The sequence below is a fragment of the Psychrobacter sp. genome (assembly GCF_041554015.1).
Lineage (GTDB): Bacteria > Pseudomonadota > Gammaproteobacteria > Pseudomonadales > Moraxellaceae > Psychrobacter.
Genome location: NZ_JBFFMS010000049.1, coordinates 1 through 12409 on the forward strand (window position 1 = coordinate 1; position 12409 = coordinate 12409).

A 12409-nucleotide genomic window follows, 5' to 3' on the forward strand; every position below is an offset into this window, starting at 1 on the left:
AAGTTTGTTAACTTATTGCTAAGCTTCCCTTTGCTGTGGGGCGTATTATATAGATTCTGACAAGGGTGTCAACTGCTTTATCAAAGGTTTTTACCTTTATTTTATGACGGTTTAAATAGTGTATAACTTTCAAGGGCTTAGGTTATTAATCAATATTACTATTTTTAAATCATGTTGTAAATAGACTTTTAACCCTAGAAGCGCTCTATCTAATTACGTTATGACTGTCTTTCCAAGGCCATCATCGACCTACATTTATGGCCGCCTTTGAAGCTAAGTATCTTTTTATTTGACCGTATTGATGTATGCACAAAAAGCACCTATATATAGAGAGCCATTAATGGCTATATAGAAGGCTACTCATAAATGCTGCTATTGCGCAGCTATCTAGTGTTAATAGACAGTTTTTGCTATAATAGCTGACTTTATAATATTGCTTAATGGTGCTTCTTATAAGTCTTTGTGGTTCCAAAGTGGCTTGTCTGAACTTTATACCTTTAAGTAATACCTATCTCTTATAACATATCATAGCAGTTGGATATAATTGACGTCGTCTTGCGGTTATATGATTGATGGTTGCAATCATCACTGCCAACGGACACAAAAAGGTGAATAGATTATGGTAGCGATTACTTTACCCGATGGTAGCGTAAAAAACTTTGAAGGTAATACCACCGTCATGGAAGTGGCGCAAAGTATTGGGGCAGGACTTGCTAAGGCGACGGTTGCTGGTCGTGTTGATGGTCAACTGGTAGATGCGCATGACCCTATTGCCCACGATGCGAAAGTTGAAATCGTGACACCAAAAGATGATGATGGTGTCGATATCATTCGTCATTCTTGCGCTCACTTATTGGGTCATGCAGTCAAGCAATTATATCCCGATGTAAAAATGGTGATTGGTCCTGTTATCGATGACGGTTTTTATTATGATATCTATAGTGAGACGCCGTTTACGCCTGAGCATATGGCAGCCATTGAAAAACGCATGATGGAGCTGATCAAGCAAGATTATGACGTGATCAAGAAAATGACGCCGCGCAATGAAGTGATTAAAATCTTTGAAGAACGCGGTGAAGACTATAAGCTAAAACTGATTAATGATATGCCGGGCGAAGAAGCTTTTGGTCTGTATCATCATCAAGAATATGTCGATATGTGCCGTGGTCCACACGTGCCAAATACTCGATTCTTAAAAGTCTTCAAACTGACTAAGATGTCAGGCGCTTATTGGCGTGGCGATGCCAAAAATGAACAGCTACAGCGTATCTACGGTACAGCGTGGGCGGATAAAAAAGATTTAAAAGCCTATATTCAGCGTATTGAAGAAGCGGAAAAACGCGACCATCGTAAGATTGGTAAAGCACTTAATTTATTCCATATGCAAGAGCAAGCGCCGGGTATGGTGTTTTGGCATGCTAATGGTTGGACGATTTATCAGGTACTTGAGCAATATATGCGTAAAGTCCAACATGATAATGGCTATGAAGAAATTAAAACGCCGCAAATCGTTGATCGTAGCTTGTGGGAACGCTCAGGACATTGGGGCAACTATGCCACCAACATGTTTACGACTGCCAGTGAAAATCGTGATTATGCCGTGAAACCGATGAACTGCCCATGTCACGTGCAAGTCTTTAACCAAGGCTTAAAATCTTACCGTGACCTGCCACTACGTATGGCAGAATTTGGCTCATGCCACCGTAACGAGCCATCAGGTTCACTACATGGTTTGATGCGAGTTCGTGGTTTTACCCAAGATGATGCTCATATCTTCTGTACACAGTCGCAGATCCAGCAAGAAGTTGCAGATTTTATTAAGCTGACCCTTGCCGTTTATGAAGACTTTGGTTTTGACAATATTATTATGAAACTCTCGACCCGTCCTGAAAAACGTGTCGGTAGCGATGAGTCTTGGGATTTTGCCGAAAAAGCACTGGCCGATGCACTAGACAGCTCAGGTCTTGAGTGGGATTATCTACCCGGTGAAGGCGCATTCTACGGTCCGAAGATTGAATTTAGTCTAAAAGATTCGTTGGGTCGCGTCTGGCAGTGCGGCACCATTCAGGTTGATCCAAATATGCCTGAGCGTCTCGATGCCGAATTCGTCAATGAGCAAAATGAGCGCGAAGTGCCTATTATGTTGCACCGTGCTATTTTAGGATCATTTGAGCGCTTTATCGGTATTTTGATTGAAAACTATGCCGGTTGGATGCCTGTATGGCTAGCACCGCAGCAAGTAGCGGTCATGAATATCACGGATAAACAAGCAGATGCTTGTGAAAATGTGGTCAAAGAGCTGAAAAATGCAGGTTTACGTGCGGTTAGTGACTTGCGTAACGAAAAGATTGGATTTAAGATACGAGAGAAAACATTAGAACGCGTTCCTTATATGCTAGTATTAGGCGATAAAGAGGTTGAGACGGGCAGTGTCAATGTCCGGACTCGCGAAGGTGAAAACCTCGGCGTGATGAGTGTTGCTGAATTTATTACATTAGTACAGACTGCTGTCGCTGAGAAAGGCCGACAGACCCCAAAAACAGATGAGGAGTAATACCTATTAAACAGTCCAACCGTTTGAACATCAATGAAGATATCAGTGCCAAAGAAGTCCGTCTGGTTAAAGAAGACGGCGAACAGATGGGCGTGGTTGATATCGAAACCGCGATGAAAGCGGCACGTGAAGACAGTCTAGATTTGGTCGAACTGGTTCCTGAAGCCAAACCGCCTGTATGCAAAATCATGGATTATAAACATTTCCTCTATGATCAAAAGCAAAAGGCAAAAGAGGCCAAGAAAAACCAAAAGCAGACTCAGCTTAAAGAGATGAAGCTACGTCCTAGCACCGAAGAAGCCGATTATCAGGTTAAACTGAGAAAAATCATCAGCTTCTTGGAAGATCAAGATAAAGTTAAGATTAGTATTCGCTTCCGCGGACGTGAAATGGCGCACCAAGAGATTGGTCGCAAGCAACTTGACCGTATCATTGAAGATACCGCTGATATCTCAAACGTCGAACAGTATCCTAAGATGGAAGGTCGTCAAATGGGCATGCTGTTAGGACCTACTAAGAAGAAATAGACTTTTTGATCGTCTATGGCTTAGTGGTGACTATATGTTTATATAGATATTCATGATTTCAACCATCAATATGCTACGGTGTATTGGTGGTTTTTGGTATATAGCGCTTAAAATTCAAATTTATCGTTAATTATAACATTTACAACTCGTTGACTATCGTTAGCTTGAAACATAGGAAGCTAACCGCACTTTACAAAACCTACCTTCTCAACACCTTTATTACACGGTAATCTAAAGAACTATTCTGAACTTGCGAATAATAATTTTAATAAAAACAGTTCAGCCAATAAAAATAATCTTATAGGAATCCTTATGCAAGAATTAACCCCACCTGCCAACACCCGTACACCAACCATTACCCTCACTGCGCCTGAACCTGTCAAAGAGATTCAAAAAAGCGAAGCAGATCAGATGGTAAAATTGGACGAAAGCGATATTCCCGAGCTGGATGCCAAAGTCGATGCTTTTGTCGATCATGTAATCAATAATTCAGTGCACAGTAATGAGTTTAAAGAAAACGTCCAGTCTATCCATAATTTGGGCAATAAAGAGATTCGCGAATCGGCGCAAGTTTCTAATCGCATGTTAGCACTACCAGCGAAAAGTCTTAACGATAGTTTGTTTGATAACTCACCTATTGCCAAGTCCTTGACGGAGCTGCGTGGTATCGTCGAAGACTTAGACCCCAGTAAAAAAGAGCTGACCAGCTCACGTAAACTGTTTGGTCTCATTCCATTTGGTAACAAGGTACAAGATTATTTTCGTCAGTACGAGTCGGCACAATCACATATCAATGCAGTAGTAACGAGCCTTTATAATGGCAAAGATGAGCTGCTCAAAGACAATGCCATGATTGAGCAAGAAAAAATCAATATGTGGGAGCTGATGCAATCGATTCGTCAATATATCTATGTGGGCAAAAAAATCGATGAGCAGCTTGAACAAAAAGTATATGCGGTAGAAGCCACCGATCCTGAAAAAGCGCGCATTATTAAAGAAGAGATGCTGTTTTATGTGCGTCAAAAAAATACCGACTTTTTAACGCAATTGGCGGTCAATGTGCAAGGTTATCTAGCGCTTGATACCATCCGTAAAAACAACTTAGAGCTGATCAAAGGCGTAGATCGCGCCACCACTACAACTATCTCTGCCTTACGTACAGCGGTTGTGGTGGCACAAGCTATGACCAATCAAAAACTGGTACTTGATCAAATCACGGCGTTGAATAAAACCACCAGCAGCTTGATTGAATCAACGTCTGCGATGCTAAAGCGCCAATCACTTGAAATTCATGAACAAGCAACCAGTAGCACGATTGAGCTTGATAAATTACAAAATGCCTTCAATAACGTCTATGACACCATGGATATGATTAGCAATTATAAAGTTGAAGCGTTAGAGAATATGAAACAAACGGTCAATACCTTGACGTCTGAGGTTGATAAAGCGCAAAAATATCTTGATAAATCCAACCAGACCACAGTATTAGAAGTGTCAAAAGAGTTGGATAGCAAAAAAATAACCGATAAATCAAATTCGATTGATATTTAATTTATCTTTAGTTTAACTAAGCTGTCGCTTTTGATGACTATTAACATTTAAAAGTGAATAGCTGTCTGCTATCAAATACAGATTGGACAATTGACCTAAGATATTGAGTCGTTGTTCGTGTTAAGATAGTCACTATTAATAATTTAAAAACAGATACGGTATTTTATGAGTTGGAATGATCCAAACGCCTCAAGTGAGGCACAAAAATATGATAATCCGATTCCTAGTCGCGAGCTGATATTAAGCACGATTAACGAGCACGGTGAAATCACCCATCAGCAATTGGCAAAGGCCTTTAACATTGCTGATCCTGATCAGTTTGACGCTTTGGGCAATCGCCTAAAAGCGATGACCCGTGATGGACAAGTCAATCGTGATGGTCGCCCTTATCGCTATCGTACAGTCACTCAGCATGATGTCGTGACTGGTACAGTATCAGCGCATCCTAAAGGTTTTGGCTTTGTTTTATTAAATGATATGCCTGATCTATTCTTGCATGAAAAACAAATGCGCTGGGTTTTTAATGGCGATACTGTAGAAGCAGTCGGTACATCAACGGACAACCGCGGTCGTACTGAAGGACGTATCGTTGATATTGTTGAGCGTCGTCAAAACCATTTTATCGGTACACTTGCTCATGATGAAGACGGTTACTGTGTTGAACTTGGGAGCCCCAATAACCATCAGCCGATTACGGTTACAGAAGATAATGTACAGGCGTTTAATGCCAAGCAAGGCGCGCCGGTAAAAGTTGACATCATTGACTGGCCAAACCAGCATGAATTCGCCACGGGCAAAATTACTGAAGTCTTATCTGATGATAATGATCGTGAATTGATTATTGAGACCACCTTACTCAATTATGATATTCCTTCAGATTTTAGCGAAGAAGCCCTTAAACAAGCCAACGCCTATCAAGAACCGACTGAAAAAGATCTAAAAGGTCGTGTCGACTTACGTGATTTGCCATTGGTAACCATTGATGGCGAAGACGCGCGCGACTTTGATGATGCGGTTTTTGCAGAAAAACGTTCAGGTGGTAATTATCGTGTATTAGTGGCGATTGCAGATGTGAGTTATTACGTCACGCCAAACTCGCCACTAGACCAAGATGCTTATGAGCGCGGTACGTCAGTCTATTTCCCGCATCGCGTGATTCCGATGTTGCCTGAAGTGTTGTCTAATGGTTTGTGTTCATTGAACCCTAATCTTGATCGCTTGTGTATGGTTGCTGATATTAAGATATCACGTGCTGGTAAAATCACCAGTTATGAGTTCTATCCTGGGGTGATGCACTCGCAAGCGCGCCTAACGTATAACCAAGTGAATGCCTATCTTGATGATCCAAAAGACAGCAGCGTGCCTAAATCATTGACAGAAAATAAAGAGGTTAAAAAATCTGTTGATACCCTACATCAATTGTATGAGCTGCTGCTTAAAAAGCGTGAAGAGCGTCATGCAATGGAGTTTGAGACCGTTGAAACGTATATTAAGTTTAATGAAAAAGGCGGTATCGAAGCCATCTTGCCTCGTACTCGCGGCGATGCTCAAAAGCTGATTGAAGAGTGTATGTTGCTTGCCAATACTTGTGCGGCAAACTTTGCGCTAAAAAATGAGCTGCCTGTTTTATATCGTAACCACGATAAGCCAGATGGCGAAAAGTCGATGCGTATCCATGAATACGCCAAAAACTTCGGTTTGAGCTTCCCAGAAGAAAATCCTACTCAAGCGGACTATCAGCGCATTATTGAAGCGACCAAAGACAGACCCGATGCGATCAGTATTCATAGCATGCTACTACGCTCGATGATGCAAGCGAACTATTCACCGGATAATATCGGTCACTTTGGTTTGGCTTATGACGAGTACAGTCATTTTACCTCGCCGATTCGTCGTTATCCTGACTTGATGTTGCATCGTGCGATTAAAGCGAAAGTAACAAACGCCAAACAACCGGTGATGGATTTTTCATTGGAAGGGGCTGGCACGCAGACCTCAGACACAGAGCGCCGCGCTGAGAAAGCATCGCGCTATGTGGAGTCATGGCTTAAGTGTCACTATATGAAAGACCATGTCGGCGAAGAGTTCGATGGTGTAGTGACCACCGTGACAAACTTTGGTTTATTTATTACCTTAACTGATTTGTATATCGACGGTTTGGTGCATATCTCGAACGTTGGTGATGACTTCTTTGTTTATGATGAGCAGCAGCAACAGCTGATCGGTAAAGACAGAGGCACAGTGTTTGGGCTGGGTGATTTGGTCAAAGTAAAAGTCGCGGGTGTTAATATGGATCTGCTACAAATCGACTTTGAACTAAAAGCAAAGCTACAATCTAGCAAAATGAATCAAACCAAAAAAGATCATGCAACTCGTAATCAGTCCAATCAGCATACGAAAGGTAAGGATCAGCCAAAAAAAGCCCCTGCAAAGAGAAGCGGCAGCCGTGGTGGTAGAGGCGGTAGTAAAAAGAGCTAAATTGGCTTGAATCTATAACTATTAAAAAAGGCTAACGTTATCGTTGGCCTTTTTTAATAGTTATATAATAGTGTATGAATCACTATTGCGCACTTCTCATTTCCTTTAAGCGTGCCGCATCTGCTTGCTGTGCCTGATCAATCTTGGCTGTGGCATTATCTAGGATGGCTTTTGGCTGCTGACCCAAGGGTTTGCTTGCGATCCCTGATGTATCGCTGGCAATAGCACTGCTCGCATCAGCATCGTTATTTTTAGATAAGGCGCTATCAGCCAGTTCTGTCTCACTATTTGCTGTGATAGCTTCTCGGTGTTTTTCACGTTGACTGCTATTGATGATATTAAAGCCCAGTAACCCAAAGATACCAACGATCGCGAAAATAATCAGATGTCTCATTTGCATAAAAATGTCTCGTCTATTTAGATAAAGTGTCTTTAGACGTTTCGCTGCATTTTTTATGCCGATTTTAATAGCTTGTGATCAATGCTATTCTTGTGGGCTATTATTGCTTAATAAATCTGTTTCATCTGAGTTTTCAGCAATTTCTTGCTCGACCTTTTCCATTAGCTTTTCATCAGGACGGGCATCAAGCACCTCATTGGCATTCTGACCTTGCAAAATATGCTTCGCCCGCGCCTTTGCTTGTTGTTTATCCTTATTCTCAACCATTGTTTCAGTAGCTTGAGAATCATTAGGCAGTTTTGAGGTATCCAAGGTGTTGGGCGCTATGCTTATATTTGTATTCGCATTATCATCACTAATTTGACCATTTTGAAAATGCTCAAATGCTGTTTCTAATTTATGGTTAAAGCGCAGCTGGTAAATGGGTTCAGGTAAGCTAAAGCCTTTATCCTCTAGTGCGTGCTTGGTCTCACGAATGGCGATACTACGAGCTTTGGAAAAATCCGCTTCTGATTGATTGACCCAAACCTGAAACTGCAAAATAATATTTGAATCGCCCACTTCTTTGATAATGGCAGTGGCTTTTGGCTTATCTAAAACAAAACCTAATTGTCCTATCGCATCGATGCCTACTTTGATGGCAGCAAGCGGGTCATCATTGGCATCAACGCCTAATTCAAAAGTAAAGCGACGCTCAGGATTTTTGGTGTAATTTAAAATCGTGGCTTTGAAGACTTCGGCATTCGGGATACGTAGCTGATTGCCGTCTAACGTCATTAAGATAGTTGCGCGCGAGGTCAGACGCACGACGATCCCCTCTTGAGCATTAATCAAAATATGATCGCGGGCGCGAAATGGCTGGCGAATACTGAGCATGAGTGAGGCAATATAATTTTCAATCGTGTCTTTAACCGCAAAACCAACGGCAATACCGATAACCCCTGCGCCGCCAAGTAGCGTGCCCAAAATCGTCTCTGCACCAACCAAACTGAGCGCTAAGATTAGCCCTATAATAATAAAGATAACTTTGACGGTCTGCGATAATAATTCTGCGACAAAAGGATTGGGCGTTAAGCGCTGCCACATTTTTTGCCGATTGGACAACCAACTACCAAACCAAGTCACTATAGCGAATAAAATAATCCCAACCAATAATAATGGCACGGCTTTGATAAGGTTTTTGGCTTGTGCTTTGATGCTTTGATAAACCGTCGTGACATTGTCTTGTACATCAAGCGTTCGGTTAATCTTATCTTCAACTGTGACCACATCTGTCAAGCGATTGGTGAGATTAATGGCTTGCTGGGCTTTTTTTTCGTTGGGTGTTTCACCGGTTAAGGTAACTACGCCTTGGTTGACACTGACATTGATTGCTTGCAAGCCTTCAATTTCTGAGAAGATCCCACTGATACGTTGGCGGATGTCATTATCATGTTGCGCAGTTTGAGCAGTGTCAATTTGAGTATTATTACTACTCTCGCCATTGATAGCAGGTGTAGGCTCGATTGAGAGGGGTGTTAGCGCAGGTGGTATAGTCGGCGCTTGAGCAGGCAAGGTATTGCTATCAGGAACGTCATTGGGAACAGAGGTGCTGTTAACATCATTAGCTGTATTCGATGATGCGCTGCTATCAAGCGGAGGCTTAGCAGCGCTATTGTCTACTGCAGTTGGATCAACAGTGTCACTTTCTTGAGCAGCATACACAGGCACACTTAATACAATGCTTAATATGATGCTTAATAGCAGCCATTGACTCCGCACTTTTGGGCAATTGCGTGAGGTAATGCAGTCAAAATAAGCGGCCATAAGCATCCTTGATTATGCCTTATCGATTTAAACTTGAATAAACGTTCTCTTCAAATATTATTTACCGTCCAAATAAAGCTGTGCCTCGCCCAAATCTAAGGTGCCCTCATAGATTGCACGACCGGTGATGATACCTTCAATACAATCCCCATAAGGTTTTAACAACTCAATATCCTTTATATCGGTCACGCCGCCTGAGGCAATCACTGGCAAGCCGCCTTCACGGGCCAAATTGACGGTTTGTTCAACGTTAACGCCTTGCATCATGCCATCGCGGGCGATATCGGTATAAACAATTGATGACACACCAACATCAGCAAAACGTTTGGCAAGCTCAGTGGCTTTAGTGTCAGTTACATTTGCCCAACCATGGGTGGCGACCAATCCATCTTTGGCATCAATACCAACGATAATATGTCCAGCAAACTCACGGCACGCCTCGGCAACGAAATCCGGATCTTCAACCGCCTTGGTACCAATAATAATATAAGTCAGACCTGCTGTAATATATTGTTCGATGGTTTGCATATTGCGTACACCGCCGCCCAATTGAATCGGCAACTTAGGGAAGGCTTTAGCGATATCATGTACTACTTGTTTATGTACCGGAATCCCATCGAAAGCGCCATTTAGATCGACCAAATGCAGACGGCGCGCGCCCTCTTTTACCCAACGTGTCGCCATTGCTACAGGGTCATCAGAAAATACCGTATCATCTTCCATACGACCTTGTTTTAAGCGCACACATTTACCATCTTTTAGATCGATGGCAGGGATAATCACAGGGACAGCGCACATATAGCATTCCTTATAAAACAATATTAATAGTAAAAAAATCAAAAACTGGCTAGAAGTTAAGGCTGATAGGCTTCATTAAGCTCACCTTGTATCAAGCAACCAACTTAATATAAAGAGGCTAGAAGTGCAAATCTAAAAAATCATTATAAAATCGACTAAAGCTTTGTCTTATCTATAGCAAAAAACAGATATTCATAACCATAAGTTTTAGCCGAAAGAAACTCTGGCAACATTAGGTAAATTCACTTACCAACTGGTAATTTTAGGTCAGTTTAGCGTATAATCCTAGGTAAATTTGTATTTGTGCGATAAAACCCGATCGTCTGCTACCTATAGATGATTTCGATCAGCACAAGGTAGATGACAGCGCGGTATTGATACGCTATCAAACGTTTCGCTTAGCAACGACTATTACTCAGTAACGTTGTTTATCCTATAATCATAGGTCATTCAATAGTGCTTAGATAGCTTTTACTCAGTATCATAAGTCATTTACCTCTTATTTATATTCAGTCAAATGAATAGCGCTGCTTACATCTCACAATATTATGAATTTTAAGATTTTAATAAATCGTATGGTAAAACCGTATTTTGTCTAACATCATCTCTTTTTGAGATGAAAATTGGATTGCAGTGTTTTAGTATACATCTTGGTAGCCAGTCGCCACTTTGGTCATTCGAATAAGACATTAACGTGTTGTTAAGGAGTCTAAGGTCAGCGTTAATACTCTTACTAGTAGTCATGAAGTGTCATTATTAAAAAACCTTATCGCTGTCTATTTATAAGACATGGTTTGGTTATTTTAGTGATGGCGTTACCATTCATGCTGCCGATATACCACACAGGACGTCTGGTATCGTTTTAGACTATGGACTAAGTTTTCGCTTATGATTACCATCAAGAAAGGTTTGGATTTACCCATCACTGGTGAACCCTCCCGCGAGATATCTGAGCACAGACCCGCCCATGTGGCACTTATTGGCTATGATTATGTGGGCATGAAGCCGACAATGAATGTCAAAGAAGGCGATATCGTAGCAAAAGGTCAACCTGTTTTTGAAGACAAAAAACGGGCTGGCGTTATCTACACTGCGCCTGCTGCTGGTAAAGTCATCGCGATCAAACGCGGTGAACGTCGTGTGTTTGAAAGTCTTGTGATTGCGGTCGACCCAAATGGTGCGGAAGTAGAATTTCAGCGCTACGACTCCCAGCAACTTGCTGACCTAGATTCTGAAGTTGTTGAAACCCAACTGCTTGCCTCTGGTGAATGGACGGCGTTCCGTACGCGTCCCTATAGCCGTGCTCCTGAAATCGGTGCTCGTCCTCATGCTATCTTCGTCACCGCCATGGATACCAATCCGTTGGCGTTTGACCCGATGCTGCTGATTAACGAGCAACTGCAGGCGTTCAATGATGGTCTTGCTGTCTTGTCAACACTCAGCCCCAAGACCTTTGTCTGCCATCATGGCGATGCTCAATTGACGCCAGTTGCCAAAACCGCGGCTAATAATGTCACTGAATATCATAGCTTTGCTGGCAAACACCCTGCTGGTCTTGCAGGCACGCACATTCATTTCTTGCACCCTATCATGCGCGGCACTAGCGTCTGGACGATTGGTTATCAAGATGTGATTGCGATTGGTAAGCTATTTACCAGCGGTCGTTTATATACGCGTCGCCTACTGAGCTTAGCGGGTCCTGCTGTTAGCAATCCTCATATCATCGCCACCGAACGCGGTGCGGATATTGCTGCCTTGACCAAAGGCAACTTGATAGCTGGCGAGAACCGTGTGATCTCAGGTTCAGTCTTGTCTGGGCGTCAGGTATTTGGCAATATTGCTTATCTTGGGCGCTTCCATAACCAAGTCAGCGTGTTAGCAGAAGGTCGCGAGCGTCCAGCGTTCCACTTCTTTACGCCAGGTGCAAATCGTTTCTCAAAGCTGCCCATCTATATCTCTCAGTTCTTTGGTGGCAAAAAGTATAACTTTACCACGACGAGTAATGGCTCACCTAGAGCGATGGTGCCAATCGGTGTCTATGAAGAGGTCATGCCACAAGACTATCTGCCAACGCAATTACTACGTGCTTTGATTGTCGAAGACATCATCACTGCTGTAGATTTGGGCGTACTTGAATTGGACGAAGAAGATTTAGCATTATGCACCTTCGTATCTCCTGGCAAATATGAATTCGGCGATATTTTGCGTGATAACTTAACGCGCATTGAGCTGGAGGGCTAACCACGATGAAATTTTTACACAATATGTTCGATCGTATGGAGCCGTCTTTCACCA

The 12409-nt window shown here is 42.4% G+C and carries 8 protein-coding genes; 5 read left to right on the forward strand and 3 right to left on the reverse strand.

Translation table 11 applies throughout. The annotated features are described in order from the left end of the window. The first annotated feature begins 619 nt into the window (after positions 1 to 619). From thrS to rnr, 4 genes are all read left to right on the forward strand, one after another. The gene (gene thrS, locus ABYU67_RS10890) at positions 620 to 2554 is read left to right on the forward strand and encodes a threonine--tRNA ligase (protein WP_372845103.1); all 1935 of its coding nucleotides are present in this window, start codon (positions 620 to 622) and stop codon (positions 2552 to 2554) included. A 23-nt stretch (positions 2555 to 2577) separates the two neighbouring features. Further along, positions 2578 to 3081 (forward strand): translation initiation factor IF-3, encoded by a 504-nt coding sequence (gene infC / locus ABYU67_RS10895; protein ID WP_372845105.1) that lies wholly within the window; start codon positions 2578 to 2580, stop codon positions 3079 to 3081. Positions 3082 to 3393: 312 nt separating this feature from the next. Further along, positions 3394 to 4632, forward strand: a complete 1239-nt coding sequence (locus tag ABYU67_RS10900) for a toxic anion resistance protein (protein WP_372845107.1) — start codon at positions 3394 to 3396, stop codon at positions 4630 to 4632. Positions 4633 to 4797: 165 nt separating this feature from the next. Then, the gene (gene rnr / locus ABYU67_RS10905; RefSeq protein ID WP_372845109.1) at positions 4798 to 7110 is read left to right on the forward strand and encodes a ribonuclease R; all 2313 of its coding nucleotides are present in this window, start codon (positions 4798 to 4800) and stop codon (positions 7108 to 7110) included. A gap of 82 nt (positions 7111 to 7192) precedes the next feature. On the opposite strand, the gene ABYU67_RS10910 is transcribed toward rnr, so the two are convergent. The 3 genes from ABYU67_RS10910 to hisA form a co-directional block, all read right to left on the reverse strand. Further along, positions 7193 to 7510, reverse strand: a complete 318-nt coding sequence (locus ABYU67_RS10910) for a hypothetical protein (RefSeq protein ID WP_372845111.1) — start codon at positions 7508 to 7510, stop codon at positions 7193 to 7195. Positions 7511 to 7594: 84 nt separating this feature from the next. Beyond that, complete coding sequence (locus tag ABYU67_RS10915; RefSeq protein WP_372845113.1) at positions 7595 to 9316, reverse strand: mechanosensitive ion channel domain-containing protein; 1722 nt, start codon at positions 9314 to 9316, stop codon at positions 7595 to 7597. Between the two features lie 57 nt (positions 9317 to 9373). Continuing rightward, on the reverse strand, positions 9374 to 10114 hold the full coding sequence (gene hisA, locus ABYU67_RS10920; RefSeq protein ID WP_372845115.1) for a 1-(5-phosphoribosyl)-5-[(5-phosphoribosylamino)methylideneamino]imidazole-4-carboxamide isomerase: 741 nt from the start codon (positions 10112 to 10114) through the stop codon (positions 9374 to 9376). Positions 10115 to 11002: 888 nt separating this feature from the next. Here hisA and ABYU67_RS10925 point away from each other — a divergent pair. Next, complete coding sequence (locus tag ABYU67_RS10925; RefSeq protein WP_372845117.1) at positions 11003 to 12355, forward strand: Na(+)-translocating NADH-quinone reductase subunit A; 1353 nt, start codon at positions 11003 to 11005, stop codon at positions 12353 to 12355. The last annotated feature ends 54 nt before the right edge of the window (positions 12356 to 12409 follow it).